The 17,411-nt window shown below is 53.4% G+C and carries 15 protein-coding genes; 2 read left to right on the forward strand and 13 right to left on the reverse strand.

The genetic code is table 11. The features are described 5' to 3' along the window. Positions 1 to 62: 62 nt before the first annotated feature. Entirely contained in the window at positions 63 to 725 is a 663-nt protein-coding gene (locus MHH28_RS19630; protein WP_405104714.1) for a response regulator, read from the forward strand. A 184-nt stretch (positions 726 to 909) separates the two neighbouring features. On the opposite strand, the gene MHH28_RS19635 is transcribed toward MHH28_RS19630, so the two are convergent. From MHH28_RS19635 to ftsE, 5 genes are all read right to left on the reverse strand, one after another. Continuing rightward, a complete protein-coding gene (locus tag MHH28_RS19635) occupies positions 910 to 2,238 on the reverse strand; it encodes a PDZ domain-containing protein (protein ID WP_405104716.1) in 1,329 nt (442 codons plus the stop codon). A 180-nt stretch (positions 2,239 to 2,418) separates the two neighbouring features. Beyond that, complete coding sequence (locus MHH28_RS19640) at positions 2,419 to 3,885, reverse strand: S41 family peptidase (RefSeq protein ID WP_405104718.1); 1,467 nt, start codon at positions 3,883 to 3,885, stop codon at positions 2,419 to 2,421. Positions 3,886 to 4,028: 143 nt separating this feature from the next. Then, complete coding sequence (locus MHH28_RS19645; protein ID WP_405104720.1) at positions 4,029 to 5,354, reverse strand: murein hydrolase activator EnvC family protein; 1,326 nt, start codon at positions 5,352 to 5,354, stop codon at positions 4,029 to 4,031. A 42-nt stretch (positions 5,355 to 5,396) separates the two neighbouring features. After that, positions 5,397 to 6,311 carry a permease-like cell division protein FtsX gene (gene ftsX, locus MHH28_RS19650; RefSeq protein ID WP_405104722.1) on the reverse strand — a complete coding sequence of 305 codons (915 nt, stop codon included), beginning with the start codon at positions 6,309 to 6,311 and terminating at the stop codon, positions 5,397 to 5,399. Next, positions 6,301 to 6,987 (reverse strand): cell division ATP-binding protein FtsE, encoded by a 687-nt coding sequence (ftsE, locus tag MHH28_RS19655; RefSeq protein ID WP_405104724.1) that lies wholly within the window; start codon positions 6,985 to 6,987, stop codon positions 6,301 to 6,303. Before ftsE ends, ftsX begins: the two co-directional genes overlap by 11 nt. A 188-nt stretch (positions 6,988 to 7,175) precedes the next feature. Between ftsE and MHH28_RS19660 the strand changes: the two genes are divergently transcribed. Then, positions 7,176 to 8,603, forward strand: a complete 1,428-nt coding sequence (locus tag MHH28_RS19660; RefSeq protein ID WP_405104726.1) for a VanW family protein — start codon at positions 7,176 to 7,178, stop codon at positions 8,601 to 8,603. A gap of 120 nt (positions 8,604 to 8,723) precedes the next feature. On the opposite strand, the gene MHH28_RS19665 is transcribed toward MHH28_RS19660, so the two are convergent. The 8 genes from MHH28_RS19665 to MHH28_RS19700 all read right to left on the reverse strand — a co-directional run bounded on the left by MHH28_RS19665 (position 8,724) and on the right by MHH28_RS19700 (position 17,264). Then, complete coding sequence (locus MHH28_RS19665; RefSeq protein WP_405104728.1) at positions 8,724 to 9,326, reverse strand: DL-endopeptidase inhibitor IseA family protein; 603 nt, start codon at positions 9,324 to 9,326, stop codon at positions 8,724 to 8,726. A 205-nt stretch (positions 9,327 to 9,531) separates the two neighbouring features. Beyond that, the gene (pilO, locus tag MHH28_RS19670) at positions 9,532 to 10,188 is read right to left on the reverse strand and encodes a type 4a pilus biogenesis protein PilO (protein WP_405104730.1); all 657 of its coding nucleotides are present in this window, start codon (positions 10,186 to 10,188) and stop codon (positions 9,532 to 9,534) included. Continuing rightward, positions 10,175 to 11,797: a pilus assembly protein PilM gene (gene pilM, locus MHH28_RS19675; RefSeq protein WP_405104732.1), complete on the reverse strand. Its 1,623-nt coding sequence runs from the start codon at positions 11,795 to 11,797 to the stop codon at positions 10,175 to 10,177. Before pilM ends, pilO begins: the two co-directional genes overlap by 14 nt. Positions 11,798 to 11,811: 14 nt before the next feature. Beyond that, on the reverse strand, positions 11,812 to 12,561 hold the full coding sequence (locus MHH28_RS19680) for a prepilin peptidase (RefSeq protein ID WP_405104734.1): 750 nt from the start codon (positions 12,559 to 12,561) through the stop codon (positions 11,812 to 11,814). A 99-nt stretch (positions 12,562 to 12,660) separates the two neighbouring features. Then, the gene (locus MHH28_RS19685) at positions 12,661 to 13,182 is read right to left on the reverse strand and encodes a type II secretion system protein (protein WP_405104736.1); all 522 of its coding nucleotides are present in this window, start codon (positions 13,180 to 13,182) and stop codon (positions 12,661 to 12,663) included. 144 nt (positions 13,183 to 13,326) lie between these two features. Beyond that, positions 13,327 to 14,532 (reverse strand): type II secretion system F family protein, encoded by a 1,206-nt coding sequence (locus MHH28_RS19690; RefSeq protein ID WP_405104738.1) that lies wholly within the window; start codon positions 14,530 to 14,532, stop codon positions 13,327 to 13,329. Beyond that, complete coding sequence (locus tag MHH28_RS19695; RefSeq protein ID WP_405104740.1) at positions 14,519 to 15,580, reverse strand: type IV pilus twitching motility protein PilT; 1,062 nt, start codon at positions 15,578 to 15,580, stop codon at positions 14,519 to 14,521. Before MHH28_RS19695 ends, MHH28_RS19690 begins: the two co-directional genes overlap by 14 nt. Positions 15,581 to 15,599: 19 nt before the next feature. Continuing rightward, a complete protein-coding gene (locus MHH28_RS19700) occupies positions 15,600 to 17,264 on the reverse strand; it encodes a GspE/PulE family protein (RefSeq protein WP_405104742.1) in 1,665 nt (554 codons plus the stop codon). Positions 17,265 to 17,411: the final 147 nt, after the last annotated feature.

The raw sequence follows: 17,411 nt of genomic DNA on the forward strand, positions 1-17,411 counted from the left end.
TTCATCAAGTCAGCCGGGGACGGACAGCGGGAGAATATTCAAAGATAAGGAGGTGCCGGACCATGATTAGAGTATTGATTGTTGACGACGATTCTTTTATCCGCGAGAGCCTGAAGGTATTGATCGGGCTGGATGCCGGAATCGAAGTAGCGGGAACCGCAGGGGATGGCCGGGAGGCCCTCTCTTTGCTGGGGGAGCTGCCCGGTGGAGCGGATGTTGTCCTTATGGATATTCGGATGCCGGGATGTGACGGGGTAGAAGGTACACGGCTGATCAAAAATGCTTATCCGTCCGTAGCCGTCCTGATGCTGACCACCTTCGACGATGACGAGTATATTATAGAGGCTCTGCGCGGCGGGGCCAGCGGTTATCTGCTGAAGAACATTCCCCCGGACCGGATCATTCAAGGCATCAAGACCGTATATGAGGGCAACCTGCTCATTCATCCCGGGATCGCCCATAAGCTGGCCGGCTTCCTCCAGCCTTCCTCGCGTCAGGATGCCCCAGAGGCACAGCCGCTTGCTTCCTATGGCCTGACGAGGTCCGAGCAGGCAGTCGTTACCTCCATCGCCGAGGGACTCACCAACAAGGAGATCGCCGCCAAGCTGTTCCTGAGCGAAGGCACCGTCAAAAACTATATTACCGACATTCTCAGCAAGCTCGGCGTACGCGACCGGACACAAATCGCTATTCTGTATCTGAAGACGGAGCGGGAGAACGGGTGAGATTTTAACAGACCCTTTCTGCAACGCGGAGCAAGAAGGCACTCCTGACACATGAAGGTTGCGAAGGTCACCGGATCAGAACGTAAAAAGGCCCGCTCCCCTGAACTTGGTTCAGAAGGAACGGGCTTTTGATGTTTCTATACCAGCAGCCGCTAGCGGGAACACTTACGTTGATACTCTTCCGTCAGATACCGCTAGACTCCTGCTGCTTGACCTCTGCTGCGGGCGGCGTCTTCTTCGCCCGGCCCAGCCGGTCGCCCTGCACTCCCCGCTGCCGGGTGCCTGTCCGCATCCCGATGATACTGAAGATGCTGGACGGCTTGGTCTCTGCCGTTAGGCTGCCATCGGGGTCCGGCACCAGAATGATGCCGAGCTGATGATGGTCCCCGGCATAGATCGCGCGCTGCAGATACTTGCTCTCGCCTTCGCGGTTCTGCACCTCCAGCTTGCAGAACGCGGGGTTCATGCGCAGCGCCTCATGCAGCTGCGCCGTGCTGGTCAACAGGACCCCGTTGACCTTCAGCAGAATCTCGCCCGGCAGGATGCCCAGCTCCTGCGCGGGGCTGCCCTGCAGCACGGCCAGCACCTTGCGGCCGGCCGGGGGATGCACGAAGACGGGGCTAAGGCTGCGCTCCTCCAGAGCGCTGTACCAGCTTAACCCTTCGTGCAGCAGAAGGGCCGTGAGCGCCGCGACAACAGTCAGCGGGCTCCATAGGTCCGCAAGCAGGCTGAGGCCGAGCAGGACGGCGCTGTAGACCAGCAGCCGTCCGAACGTACGGGCCGCCTTGCGTCCGGGCAGCATGCCCTGGGTCATCTCGCTGAAGCCGATGATGACCGGCAGCGAGACCAGGCCCAAGGCTCCGCCCAGCAGCGGATGCCACGGCAGCTCACTGATTCCCGCTCCGGGGGGAATCAGCACGAACAGCGGCAGCGGCCAGAAGGCCTGCAGCTGGTAGCCGCCCACCACCTTGCCGCGCTTGCCGGCCAGGAACAGCGGCGTCGCCAGCCGGGGCCCCTGCCAGCGCGCCAGCACCGCCTCGGCCAAGTGGAGCAGCGCGGCGAGCGCCAGCAGTGCCGGGATGTCCATCTCCCGCACGGCACCGGCAACTGTTCCGGCAGCTCCGCTCTGCAGCGCGCCCGGGAAGAACGACAGTACAAACTGCACGATGCCAAGCACGCCTATGGCATACGCAAAGCATAAATAACGCACCCGAAAGAGTATTAATACAAGACTGACCACCCAGATACAGGCTACAGCCGTATAGGTCACTGACACTCCCAGCGCAACCGCAGCAAGGGAGACAACCAGCCCCGTGAGTCCGCCGGTCCACACGGTCCGCCAGGTCTCCGGTCCCCAGCTATGCAGCTTCACATGGATCAGCTTCCGCTCCAGGGCGACCTGCCTGCGGTAATATAGGGCAATAAATAGAATAGCAATATAGTAATAGGGCTGCATCAGCAGATGAAGGACTGCCGTGCCCCAGCTGTTCAGCAGCTCCGGAAGGACATTCAACGGTTCGCACACTCCTTTTCATAGCCTAGAGCATAGGTAATCCTTTTGTTGCAAGTGGAAACGGTATTGCCGTCCTTTTAAAGACGGTACCGTTTCAGCGAGAAAGATAAGGATAATTATAGCGCGAAGCATGTAAATTCTTATCTTTTAAAGAAAAAAAGAAGGCTGAAATCAGCCTTCTTACTTGTTCGACGCCGCAGCCTTGATTTCCTTCTGAATCTCTTCGATCCCCTTATTCCGCTGATTGTCATTCACCGGGTTCTGGATGACCTTGATCAGCGCCAGCTCCAGTGCTTCAGCGGTCTTGGCATCAATTGCGCCTGTCGTCTTCAGCTTGGCTGTGCTCTGGAATTTCTTGACTGCCTCTTTGGTCCCGGCATCGAAATAGCCGTCCTTGCGGCCCGGCTTATAGCCTAGCCCGCCCAGCATAGTCTGGGCACTTTTGACATCTGCATTGTTCATATTATATTGCAGCGTAACGCTCTTGTTGATCGGCGCCACCGAGAAGTAATCCGGCTGGGCGACGGCGATGTCCGGCTTAATGCCTTTGCCGTGAATCCAGGTGCCGTCAGGCGTCAGCCACTTGGCAATCGTAATCTTCAGCAGGCTTCCGTCACCGAGCTGCTCCTCGAAGCTGGTCTGGACGGTTCCTTTGCCGAACGAATTCTCCCCGATCAGCTTGGCTCCGGCAGATTGCTGCAGAGCTCCGGCCATGATCTCCGATGCGCTTGCGCTGCCTTTGTTCATCAGCACAACTACCGGATACTTCTTGCTTGAACCCTTCGAGGTGCTGATCTCGCGCCGCTTGTTCTTGTCCTCCACCTGTACAATGGCTTTGCCCTTCGGTACGAACTGCTCGACCATCTCAATGACGACCGGCAGCACACCGCCCGGGTCATTGCGGACATCAATAACGAGCCCCTTCATGCCCTGCTTCTCCAGCTTGGTCAGCTCTTCCTTGAAGCGCTCCGAGGTGTTCTGCGAGAATTGCGTCACCTCGATGACACCCACATGTTCCTTCTCCATCGTCGCATAGACCGTCTCCAGTCTGACATCATCACGGGTAATGACGAACTGCAGCGGCTGCGGTGTTCCGGTACGCTGAACCTTCAGGGTCGCCTTGCTGCCCTTGGGTCCGCGGATTTTGGCTACAGCTGCATTCAGCTCCAGCCCTTCCAGCGATTCACCGTTCACGGAGAGGATTACATCCTTGGCCTGAATACCGGCCTTCTCTGCAGGTGAGCCCTTGATGGGTGACACCACAACGACCTTGCCGTTGTCCGAGGACACCTCAGCGCCAATCCCCGAGAAGGAGCCTTCGATGCTCTCCTCGAACCGCTGTGCCGTCTCCTTGCCCATGTAGTTGGAGTACGGGTCGCCCAGTGCTTCCATCATTCCGTTGACCGCACCGTCAATGAGCTTCTCCCGGTCCACCTTCTCATAATAATTGCCCTCGATCAGACTGAGAGCGGTGCCCAGCTTCTTCGATTCCTTCTCCTGTAGTCCGGCAGTCTGCAGGACCGTTGCCAGCCCTTCACCTGCAGCTTGTCCGAATACCTGCACATAACCGGTCACGCCGAGGGTCAGCAGACTGCCGCACAGCAGTGCCGCGACGATCATAAAGGCCGCAGTACTTTTCTTTAACATGATGTTCCCACCGTCCCTTCTTGTCCATCTTAACACCGGCATGGGACCGTTCCATGAGAAACGGCATCTCTTCCAGTATATGCCGCAGCATGAAAATATATTTATTCGATCAGCCAAACTTGCAATTTATCCGCTGTGTCCACTTACAGATAAGGCATAGGATTCACCGGTGTCCCATTGATCCGCACTTCAAAATGCAGATGCGGGCCGGTTGAACGTCCGGTAGACCCGGATTCGGCAATCTTCTGCCCGCGCTCCACCCGTTGTCCCTGGCTCACCTTGATGCCTCCCTCGCGTATATGTCCATACAGCGTCCATACTCCGCCGCCATGATCGATAATGACACAGTATCCGTAACCGCTGTACCACTCTGCTACTATAACGGTACCGGAATCCGCCGCATGAATACTCGTACCCTGCGGCACTGCAAAGTCCACACCGGTATGCAGCTTGCCGACCTCATGCGTCACCGGATGGGTCCGGTAGCCAAAAGGAGAGGAGATCCGCGCGTAGCCCACCGGCCGCAGGTAAGGGCCATCTCCACCGGAATATTCTTCTGCGCTCGCAACGGAGGAGCTGTCGCCGCCCGCAGACCTTGCGGCCTTCGCGTTCTTGGCAGCTTCGGCCGCCTTGGCTGCGGCTAATGCCGCCCTGCGCTGCGCCTCAGCCTTCGCTGCTGCCGCTCTGCGCGCCGCCTCCTCGGCCTTGAGCTTGTCCTTCTGCGCTTCCAGCGCAGAGCGGCTGCTGGCGAGCTCTACCAGCTTGGCATCCTGTTCGGCGGAGAGGACCTCCGAATTCTGAATCTCCTCATCGTAGTACGCGATGAGCTCCTGCTTCTCCGCCTCCTTCTCCTTCAGCATACTGCGCTGGGCTTCCAGATCGGTATACAGCTGCTTCGCCGTTGCATATTGCCCTTCCAGCTCCTGCTTCTTCACAATCACCGTCTGCTTGTCCAGCTTATGCTGCACCAGCAGATCCTGATCCTGATCCACGATCATCTTCAGGGAGTCGGCCCGGTCCAGGAAGTCGGAGAAGCTGGTCGAGGACAGCAGCACATCCAGATAGGAGACTGCGCCATCCGTGTACATCAGACGGACACGGGATTCCAGCAGCTTTTCGCGGGAGGCTACACGCGCCTCGGCCTCATCCAGCTCCGTTGCCGTCACGGTAAGCGACTGCTCCGTGCTGGCAATTTTGCCGGATATCGTGGTCATCTCACCCTTCACCTGTGCAATCTGCCCCAGTACATAATCCAGATTCAGCGTGGTCTTATTCTTATAGTGCTTCGCCTCCTGATTACGGGAGTCCGCCTTCTCCTGCGCCGCCTTGGCCGCCTGAACCTCCTGCTTCAGCTGCTTCAGCTGCTTATCAATCTCGGCAACACTTGTTTTCTTCGCATATCCGTCAGAGGGTCCGAACATTGTGACAGCCAGCAATATTACGGCCATTCCGGCAGCTATTCTTTTCAACTTGCACTCCCCGTCCTTTGTTCAAATGTGAATAATAGATAACTATACCTTCAAGAACTTACGGATTGACACGGTGCTTCCCCATACGCCAATCAGTACCCCCAGGCCCACCAGCAGCCCGCATAGCAGCACCCAGATATCCGCAAACGGAATCAGCTTCAGCCCCAGCATCGGATCTCCCTTCACGGAAGCCACCAGACTGCTGTAACCGGCGTAGAGCGCACCCGAGGTTACCAGTGAGCCGATCAACCCGATCAGGGCGCCTTCGATGAAGAAGGGCCAGCGGATGAAATAATTCGTCGCTCCCACGAGCTTCATAATGCCGATTTCCTTGCGGCGGGCCAGAATCGTTACCCGGATGGTATTCGAGATCAGGAACATGGACATCAGCGCCAGGCCTGCTACAAAAACAAACCCGATATTCCGCACAGCCTTGGTCACCTTGAATAAAGTCTCTACGGAGCCTTTGCCATAGTTCACCTTGTAGATCGGCTGCTCTTCATGCGTCTTGTTCAGTGCTTCTATCTTCTCTGCTACGAACGGAACTGTGGTCGGCTGAATCACCTCGACAAGCAGCTTGTCCGGCAGCGGATTATTATCTTCATCGAATCCTTCCAGGAGCTCGGCGGCATCCGGCCCCATATCTTCACGGAATTCCTTCAAGCCCTGTTCTTTGGAGACGAACTCCACCTTGCTGACTTCCGGCATAGCGCCGATTTCGTTTTCCAGCTTCTCCCGCATCTTCTGGTCCGTATTCAGCGTCAGATGCACATTGATCTGCACCTGGCTGTCTGCTTGGTCCGCGATTTGATTGACGTTGAGCACCAGCAGGATGAACACTCCGAGTACGAAGAGAGAGACAACGATGGAAGTGATGGACGCCACCGACATCCAGCCGTTGCGGAATACGTTTTTGAAGCCTTCCCGCACATGCCGCAAGAAGGTTTTAAAACTCATAACCGTATTCCCCTCTCAATTGGTCTCTGACGATCGTTCCGTTCTCAATGGCTAGCACCCGTTTGCGCATTTTGTTCACAATATCCCGGTTGTGGGTTGCCATAACGATCGTGGTGCCGCGAAAATTAATTTCATCCAGCAGCTGCATAATGCCCCATGAGGTCTCCGGGTCCAGATTGCCGGTAGGCTCGTCCGCAATAATAACGGAAGGGTTGTTCACTATGGCTCTGGCAATCGCGATCCGCTGCTGCTCTCCCCCTGAGAGCTGTGAGGGCTCACGCCCCGCCTTGCTGCGCAGTCCCACCAGATCCAGCACTTCGTTCACACGCTTCTTGATAATCTTCTTCGGCGCCTCAATAACCTCCATCGCAAAAGCCACATTCTCATACGCCGTCAGCCTCGGCAGCAGCCGGAAATCCTGAAAGACCACGCCGATATTGCGGCGCACATACGGGATCTTGCGGGGCTTCAGCTTGCCGATATTGAACCCGCCGACCGAGATCTGTCCTTTGGTTGGGGTTTCTTCTCTATAAATTAATTTCATGAACGTTGATTTACCTGCGCCGGACGGTCCGACAATATAAACGAACTCATTCCGGTCGATTTTGACGGATATTCCTTGCAATGCATGGGTCCCGTTAGCATAGGTCTTCCATACATCCTGCATCTCGATCATTTTCTCACTTCCCGATTCTGACATCTTCCGCCGGCCACCGGGCCGGGGGAGCTTCCATATACTGCATGATTACCGCAGGCGTATCTATTGTAACAAATCCATAACCCCTTGAGTACCCGAAAGTTTTACCGATTCCTTACATATACATAAAAACATCAGGTTTCGCCCCATAGAAGGAGAGATTGCCTATGAAAAAAATACACGCCGCTCTCATCGCGGGATTCGGTCTGATGCTGGCCGGTTCGCTGGCTGCCGGAGGGCTTCATCTATACGGCACGCAGCCCACTCTGCCCGCAAACACCGCTATCGCAGGCTGGGAGGTTGGCGGAATGAACATTGCTGCCGTAGAGGCCGGAATCCATTCAAGGCTTCAGGCGCTGGAAGCCACTCCGCTCGTGCTGAAGGCCAAGAACAATGCAGGGCTACAGCTTACCCTTCACCAGGCCGGTGTGACCTATGAAGCCGGAGAATTCCTCCAGGCACTGAAGACGCTGACAGACGGCACGCTGATGGAGCGCGTACAAGCCCGGCGCACCTGGCCCGGCCGCTGGAATATGGAGATTCAGCTGCAGACTGCACAGCTCCGGAGCCTCTTGAATCCCGCATGGGAACAAGAATCCTTCGGCGTTCCGGTCGATGCTGTCCGGCGGATCACCCCGGATGACCGTGTCGTATATACGCCGGGCACCTCCTCCTATGAAGTGGACTGGCAGGCGCTGGTGACTGCGGTGCAAGCGGCGGTACCTACCCGGATTGCCGCTGCAGGCGAGCTTCAGGATAAGCACATTCAGCTGGAGATCCCTCTTGCCGTCAAGCAGCCGAAGATTACGCTACAGGCGCTCAAGGATCAGGGTATCGAACGCAAAATCGCCCAGTTCAGCACCTCCCTCGGGGCCAGCGGCCCCGGGCGCAGCTATAATGTGGAGGCTGCCGCCAAAGCTGTCAACGGCACGGTGCTGCCGCCCAATGCGGTTTTTGATTACGGCAAGGCGATCCAGAAGGCCCAGACCGAATACGGCTTCCGCGAAGCCCCGGTTATTGTGAACGGCAAGCTCCAGCCCGGCACAGGCGGAGGGATCTGCCAGGTCTCCAGCACCCTGTACAACGTGGCGCTCCGCTCCGGGCTGGAGATCGTAGAACGGCGCAATCATTCCCTCCCGGTGAGCTATCTGCCCAAGGGACAGGATGCCACTTTTGCCGAGGGTTATATCAATTTCCGCTTCCGCAACAACACCGGCAAGTATCTGATCATCAAATCCGAAGTCCAGGGGCGCACGCTGACCATCAAGCTGTTCGGCACATTTCCGAAGAACGTCACCTATTCCATTGAATCCAGAACCGCCCAAGTGCTGCCCCCCACGGACAAATATGTGAACGATGCCTCACTCCCCAAGGGCGGAACCAGGGTACTGCTTGCCGGTAAAACCGGCTATGTAGTTGAAACTTATATCACCCGCTATGTAGACGGTAAAGCGGCGGAGCGAAAGCAGCTCTCCCGCGACATCTACTACGCCCAGAAACGTGTCATCGCCATCAACCGCGGCGGGATGAGCAAATCCGCCCAGCCTGAATCGCCGCGCCGGCAGCTCGTCGAGGACGGAGTGAAGGAGCGTTAACATCCGGTTCCCTGAACCCTTAGCAGTGTGTATAGCAAGCAGAAACGGCTGTGCCCTCCTTGTAACAAGGTGGGCACAGCCGTTAATGATGATGCGCTGGACGGAGCCTGAAGCCGTTGCTTAGAACAGAGTATCCGGCGACATATCAATTCTCCAGTAGCCGCTAACCTTCTTCAGCTTCACCGTTACCACTTCGGAAGACCCGTTCGCCCCCTCGGCAGGTACAGTCAGCTCAAACACTGCCGCCTGGGCATTCTTCGAGACCATCCGTGCAGTGGCTCTGCTGAAATCCAGCGAATTGCCCAGATCGGCATTAACCTGCGCCATTCTGCCCTCATGCTCCAGGAACTGTGTCTGTGCATAGAAGGCCGCCGCATTATGCGTGAATCCCTTCTTGATATAGCTCATCAGCTGCTGCTTCGTGCTCAGATCACCGGACAGATAGCGATACTCCTGCGCTTTATAAGTGAACAGCTCCGGGCTGAATACATTGCCTCCCCGGCTTGCATACGTATACAGCTTCTTGGCATGAACCACCAGCGGAACAACGCTCCGTTCCGTGAGATTGTTAATGGTAGCCGGCCCTTCCTTGCCCGGTGCCAACGCCGCAACCGTTCTAACTCCCTCAATGCTTGCCACCGGTGAAGCCGCAAGCGCTCCGCCCCCTGCAGAGACAAGACCCAGTGATAATGCCAGTGAACCGATCATCCATTTTTTGTTCAAAATTGAACGCCTCCTCGTATTCCTGTTTGCTAGTTGGAGGGATGCTTCTCCCTACACTGCTGCGATAAGTACTATATAACTTACGATAGCCCGTAAGCTGTAATACCCAAACCACCCCGGGGTGTAAACGGATAATGGGGGAAAAGCGTAAAAAAACTCTGCCCTTCGTTAAGAAGCAGCAGAGCTCTATAGTTATTCACTGTTATTAATTTCCGCTTATGGATACCGGAGTGGAATTCCCGGCAGCAAGTGCCTGATCTTCACCTTCAGGATCACTGGCATTTTCAAAAAAGGCTGTAAACGAAACATTCGCCGTTATAATTTTTGAAGAACCTCCTGCGCCGCCACCGTCCGAGGATAGCTGGTAGGTTAATGTATCGACATTTACCACACGGGGCAGCTGTTGCAGCGCAAGCAGCCAATTACTGATACTTGAATAATCCCCTTCGACTACAGCCGTCATAGCGAGCGGCTTGACAGTGGGGTAAACTACCGTCCCCGAACCTGTCATCGTCTGGATCGGATTCTCTTGGCCTATGCTGAAACTGACATCCCTCAGCTTCGCCCCGGATACAGATCCGATAGAGCGGAGATCCAGAATCATGCGTTCACTGTTGTCCCCTTTCGGAAGCTGGGTGAGCAATGCAGCCTCTTCAGCTTGCTGAGAGGTGTCATTCTTTCGTTCATCGATCTTGCGCTCAAGCAGACTATTCTGTTCATTCAACTGGCTGAGCTGGGATTCCTGATCCTTGACGGCTCGGCTGGCGGGCTGCAAACCAAGCATGAAGAATGCGAACAACAGCAAGAACAGGGTTAGCACGCCTAGTGTAATAGGGGACCTGTATTTATTAATTTGTTCCACTGCTATCCTCCTCTCCTGCCGCTGCCGGACGGTCCGTTCCACCTGTTATACCATCAGTCTTCGCTTTGAGTAAGCTCACATGATACACCGCAGTATATGTACCGGATGCGGAGACTGCCCCGGACTGTATAGTGTTATCCCCTTCAGTCAGCTTCTGAATTTCGGCTCCCTTAGAGAAAGACATTTTGCGCAAATTGGCCAAAAAAATAGAGGAAGCTTCCATACTTGGCACCCTTAATGTGAGATCGATAGAATCATGATACGTATAGTTTATACTTCGCAGCAAGCTGCCCTGCGGCAAACCCGAAGATAACTCATTCAATACAGGCACGATGCTCGTCCTATAGGTGAGGAGCTCATCCACTGCAGCCTTTCTGTTCAGAGTCCCGGAATTTCCATTTATCTTGGCAAGCTCGCTTTGAAGCATGAGAGAGCGGTCCTGGGCACCTTGGATTTGTTGCTCGTTCTCTGCGATCTGCCCTTTATTCGATGCAAAGAATATGCCGACTCCAATCGCACCGATCAGCCATACTCCTACAAGAGCGACAGCAACATACGGGAATAGTACAGCCTCCCGGTCCTCGCGCGGCAGCAGATTAACGGCAAGGATATTACTATCCTGAAGAGCTGCACCGGCAGCTACACGATAATCATTCAGCTCTGGATCAGGAGCACTGTCACCCGCGACATCCTCCAGTCCAATCGTAGATACTTCCAGCTCCGTCAAGGATTGCTGCAATTCCTCAAGCAGCTGGTTGCGAATCTCTAGCGGACCTGTAATTAGGACAGTTTGAATTCTCGTACTCCCGTCATGAAGACTATATTGATAGAAGTTCAGCATGCGCGATATTTCAGCGGTGATCTCCAGCATCCGCCCAGGCGCAAGTAAACCACCGGCTAGACTGGATGACGTAGCCGCAGCTTCCCTGACATAGTCAATTCCAGCTTGTATAGAGGGCTGTACTCCACTGTTCAGATCCATTTGATTGATCGTTCGGATAAACACCGGATTACCGCTGCGAAACATATATACATCAAGAACATTCTGTTCGATGTTAATCAGCATCGTATCCTCGAACTCCGCCTTCCGGCCAACCGTCAAGCTACGGGCAAGTGCAGTTGCCGCAATCTCCACCGTACCTACGCGCAACCCCGCTCCTTCAAGCACATCAATATAATCTTGAATGGGCTTGCGGGGGGCAGCAAACACCAGGAGATGGCTGTTCTCCTCATCCACATCCATCGTGACATAATCATAAACAGGGCTTTCAAAGGGCAGATGCATTCCCGTCTCCACTTCCAGCTTCACAAGCTGCTCTACTTGCTTCGGATTCGTGCTGGGAATACTCATCTTACGGATGATGATCTGGGATGGCGGAATTGACAGCGAGACCCGGCTCCCGCGCAGCCTCTCAGCCTTCACCCAGTGCTTGACAGTTTCCAGGAGAGCTTCACTATCGGCTACCTGATTCTCAACAATTAATCCTGGCGGGAGCGGAAGGTAACGCTTCTTGCGTACTTCCCATGACTTTTTGTTCTTAAAGCTGATATAGCGGATGCCCGTCTGCTCAATCGCAAGACCGGCCACCGGGTTCTGAAGTCCAAGCATAAGCCTTAAGCCTCCTAATGAATAAGCGAGAGATACCCGCCGATAATCTCTGAACCGTAACCGTAAGCAAGTAATGCTCCTAGAGCAAGCCAAGGACCAAAGGGAACGGGCTGCCCGCGCTCAACGATACCCGCTAATTGCAGTGAACCGCCAACCAGCGTACCTAGCAGACATGCTCCGAAGAAGGCAAGCAGCACATTAGGGAACCCTATGACCAGTCCCAGCAATGCGAACAGCTTACAATCTCCCATGCCCATTCCCCCGAACCAGGCAAAGGGTAGAATGACCGCTCCGCCAACAGCAGCACCCAGAAAGAATAACCATACCGGTCCTTCAACATTCAATAGAGTGAGCACTAGCAGGAAGGGTGTGAAAAATAGCAGTACTTTGTTCGGTATCAGCATATATTTGAGATCAGCCACCGTCACAATAACAGCCAAACTCGACAATACAATCGCCGTTACACCTCTAACGGTTACGCCGAACTCCAGATAGGACCACAAGAACAGCAGTCCAGTCGCAATCTCTCCTATCGGGTACAGCATCGATACTTTAGCACCGCAATGCCTGCATTTACCACCACTGGCAAGCCAGCTGAGTACCGGCACCAAATCCCGCGGCTTCAGGCGCGTTCCACAACCCGTGCAGTGTGAGGGAGGATGATTGAGCGATTCTCCCGCTGGCACACGCAGAGCAACAACGTTATAGAAGGAGCCTAATATTAGCCCGAGCAACATGATATAAACAGCGATAACGATGGTCATAGTCCGTTCCTTTTGTGTAATGTGATTTGTAAAAAAGGAACCGGAATGATCCGATTCCTTGAAAAATGAGTGGAATTACGTGGATTAATCAAATAATCTTTAAGGTTTTGTTACTGGTGTCGGTGTAGCTGGACTTGACTTTAGAACCTCCGAAGCTTTGTAGCTACCTCCAGCTTCTGTTTTACCTGTATCAATTGTAATACTTGTTTCTGGTGCAGAGCCAAGCGGCTTTGGCGCTATTTGTACTGAAGATAACTGGCCTTGGTTAGTGAAAATAACAATACCACCCTGAATAGTAGCCTTTGAACTTGGAAGACTCAAGTCAGTATCCAAATACCCCTCCCTCTGCATTTCAGCAATAGTAACACTTACAGGTGTAGTAGTATCAACGAACTTACCATCTTTTTCACCGGCGATATATAGTCTCGCCGCATCATAAATTTGGCGGGCTGTAGCTACGTCAGAGTCTTTTTTTGTATCCGAAATAATATTCCCGATCAACGGAATCGCAATAACAGCGATAATCCCCAGAATAACGATAACCGCCAATAATTCAATCAGCGTAAAGCCCTTCTGGCCTTCCTCTTTGCTCAATCTCTTCTTGATCGCATTTGCCAACATTTGATTTCCTCCTAAAATATAATAATGAAGTTGTAGATGATTGCTTGCGTTAGATGCTCTGAGGTGTTTGTTCGTTATATCTGCATTCGTCAGTACGAAAGCTATCTGCCCCCGCCCGGCGTCACCCCTCTCAAAGTCATTTCATCACATATTGCTGTAGATACTGAACATTGGCAGCATAATGGCTGCTACGATCACACCGACTACTCCCGCCAGGAAAGCTATCAATAACGGCTCAAGCAAAGACTTCAGCCGGTCAACAGTGTTTTCCACATCCATCTCATAGAAATCTGCTATCTTGGACAACATCTGATCGAGTGCCCCGGTCTCTTCACCTATGGCGATCATCTGTGTAACCAGCGGCGGAAAGACCCAGGCTTTTTTCAAAGGTTCTGACAGAGGCTTTCCTTGTCTGAGTGAGTCCCCTGCGCTGCGTATGTACTTTCCAATCACCTTGTTGCCCGCAATTTCTTCAACAATTGCCAGCGATTGCAGGATCGGCACTGAACTGGCATACAGCGAGGAGAAGGTTCTGGTGAACTGCGCAATAGAGCCCTTCTGATTAAGCTTCCCGAACACAGGCACCTTTAGCTTGGCGTAATCCAATGCATAGGCCCCCTTCTCTGTACGCTTCGTTATCTGAAAGGCTACTATGATCACAATCAGACCGATCAGCCAAAAATACCATTGCCCTTGTATACTCTTACTAAGCACAAGTACCATCTTGGTAATAGCCGGAAGCTCTGCATTCATCGACTCGAACATAGTTACGAACTGCGGAACGATAGCCCACAGCAGATAGATAACGGCTGCCACAGCCATAACACCAACCGTGATCGGATACATCAGCGCAGATTTAATTTTCTCAGTGGTGGTATGCTGCTTCTCGAAATACATCGCCAGCCGTTCCAGAGTTCCCTCAAGGTCCCCGGTCTCCTCACCCGCCCGTACCATACTCACGAACAAATGCGGGAATATCTTTTTGTGATCCTGTATGGCTTGTGAGAAAGCGATCCCCCGCAGAAGACTCGAGTTAACGTCCTGTAGCGCTTTGTCCAGCGGCTTACTGTCTGTCTGCTCCGCCAGGATCCGGGTCGCATCCACGATAGATACACCTGCCCGGATTAACGTGGCGAACTGGCGGCAGTAAATAATGAAATGAATGGTTTTCACTGGATTGCCGATATAAATCTCCATCGACAGGATAGAGTTTTTCTGCTCATTCAGTGAGAATACAGTAAGCCCCCGCTTGCGGAGTTCCTCCATGGCAATGGACTTATCTTGTGCCGTAAGCTTACCTTTGAGTGGTTTGCCCGCCGGAGTCTTGACCTGATATTCAAATTGAGGCATCGGAACTCACCCCTGCAAGATAGATTTTAGCTGCCGCTGGCTCAATTAGCCCCTTGGCCAGACACTCACGGATGTTCATCTCCAGCGTATGCATCCCCTGGGCCTTACCAGTCTGCATGATATTCTTAATCTGATGTGTCTTCTCGCTCCGTATCATATTACCGACTGCGGGCGTATTAATCAGAATCTCAGTTGCACTGATTCGCCCCTGACCTTGAGAGCGGGGGAACAGGCGCTGGGAGACTACTGCCAGCAATACAGAAGCCAGCTGCAAGCGGATTTGGTTCTGCTGATGTCCAGGAAATGCATCGATTATCCGGTCAATCGTCTGCGGTGCGTCTGAGGTATGCAGGGTTGCCATGACTAGATGTCCGGTTTCAGCTGCGGTTACCGCTGCCGATATCGTCTCCAAGTCGCGCAATTCTCCAAGAAGGATCACATCGGGATCTTGCCGGAGCGCCGCCCTTAAGCCGGTTGGAAAGCTGGCCGTGTCGCTTCCAATCTCTCTCTGATCGATAATGCAGGTCCCATGGCTATGTAAAAATTCAATCGGATCTTCCAGCGTAACAATATGTTTCCGTTCACTGCTGTTCATATGATGGATCATTGCCGCTAATGTAGAGGACTTGCCGCTCCCTGTCGGGCCTGTTACCAGAATCAGCCCCTGCGGCTTAAGTGCCAGCGATGATAGAATCGGCGGCAGCGCCAGCCTCTCCAGGGTCGGAATGTCAGCCGGAATACTGCGGGCAGCAATACTGATGCCTCCTCGCTGGCGGTACACGTTCACGCGGAACCGGACTCCGCCTTCCAGCGGGTAGGCGAAGTCATGCTCACCCGCTGCACGGAACCCGGATTCCCGCTCGGGGCCCAGCAGGTCTAGGGCCATCTGTTCAGCTTCACCTGGACCAATACATGTCCCCTCCACGTTCTCAAGCCTGCCGTCAATCCGCAGCACGGGAGGTGAGCCTACGGAGATATGCAAATCAGACGCCCGGGAGGAATACGCCAAGTGCAAAAGCTGTCTAATTGTTCTGGCTGTAACCGGCACTATTGTCTCCTCCTTATCATTAATGGGTTACCGTCTCCCGCAGCACTTCCTGCAGGGTTGTCACCCCTTGCGCTACCTTAAGTAAGCCGTCCTCCATCAGTTGGACCAGGCCGCGTACTTTTGCAGCTGAACGCAGTTCTTCCACAGAAGCGGCGTCCGTAATCAATTGACGTATATGGTCATCGATAGTCAACACTTCATGAATGGCAAGCCTGCCCCGGAAGCCTGTAGAGTTACAGCTTCCACAGCCGCTCCCCCGGTGAAGGATATCTGTCCGGAGTCCGTAACGCTCCAGCATAATCGCTTCCTGCTGGGACGGCTTATAGGTCTCCTTACAGTCCGTGCAAATTTTGCGCACCAGCCGCTGGGCAACGACACCGATCAATGACGAGGCAATCAGGTAGGGCTCGACACCCATATCGCGCAGCCGGGAGATGCTGCTTACAGCATCGTTAGTATGTAGTGTTGAAAGTACCAAATGCCCTGTCAGCGAAGCCCGTACCGCAATTTCGGCCGTCTCGGTATCCCGGATTTCCCCTACCATAACAATATTGGGGTCTTGACGGAGAATAGAGCGTAATCCTGCTGCGAACGTAAGTCCAATGGCCGGATTAACATGCACCTGATTAATCCCTTCGAGCTGATACTCCACAGGATCTTCAACCGTGATAATGTTGACATTCTCCTGATTCAACTGGCTGAGCGCCGAATACAGCGTTGTTGTCTTTCCGCTGCCGGTAGGTCCTGTAATGAGCATGATGCCATACGGACGGCCAATCATTTCCTTGAACGCTGCCGCATTTCCTTCGCTGAATCCCAGCGTATCCACTGCCTTTATTCCGGTACTGAGATCCAGCAGCCGCAGTACAATTTTCTCCCCGTGCATCGTTGGCAATGACGACACCCGAATGTCGATCATCTTATAGTCGAATTGCATTTTGATCCGGCCATCCTGGGGAAGGCGGCGTTCCGCTATGTTCAGGCGCGCCATGATTTTGAGTCTGGCTGTAATAAATCCCTGCATCTGCTTGGGAATCAGCCGCTCGGTGCGAAGCGTTCCATCAATCCGGTAACGGATGAGCAGGTTATTCTCGCCCGGATCAACATGAATATCGGACGCCCGCAATTGAACCGCCTGTTGAATCATCTGATTAACAAGCCGGACAATCGGCGAATCCTCATCCGTAATTTCCGTCTCTGTAATCTCTTCCTGCGTCGGCAGCTCAATCAGCATCTGGTTCATGGAATCGCGCATACCGTAGTGCCGGGCAATAGCGCGCTGCAATTCGTCTCTGGTAGAAATGGCCGGCTCAATCCGGAATCCCGTACTCATCCGCAAGTCTTCAATTGCAAAATAATCCAGCGGATCTGCCATCGCCACCATCAGCTTCCCCCCCTCCTTCAAGAAAGGGAGTACCTGATACCGCTTGGCCATACTTTCCGGAATAATCTGTGTTATCGCCGGATCGATATGATATTTATGCAGACTGACATGCGGGATACCCAGTTGAAATTCCAATACCTCGATTAACTGCTGTTCGGTAATGTACCCTTGAGAAATCAGCAGGTCACCTAATTTGCGTTTGGTATTACGCTGGTCTACCAGCGCCTCCTGAAGCTGTTCCTCGGATATAATTCCGTTCTCTACCAGCAAGTCTCCCAATCTCTTCTTTATGATTGCCAACCGCAGCTCATCTCCATGCCATGTAGATTATGTAAGGTTCATAGGTATATTTACTCATCAAAACACATGTTTCAAAATTTTATAATCAATATTTTGGTAAATAAATTTAAAAATATAATTCTAAAGTCTCAAATTTCAGGGTATATT

It is taken from the genome of Paenibacillus sp. FSL K6-1217, from assembly GCF_045040735.1.
Taxonomy (GTDB): domain Bacteria; phylum Bacillota; class Bacilli; order Paenibacillales; family Paenibacillaceae; genus Paenibacillus_AQ.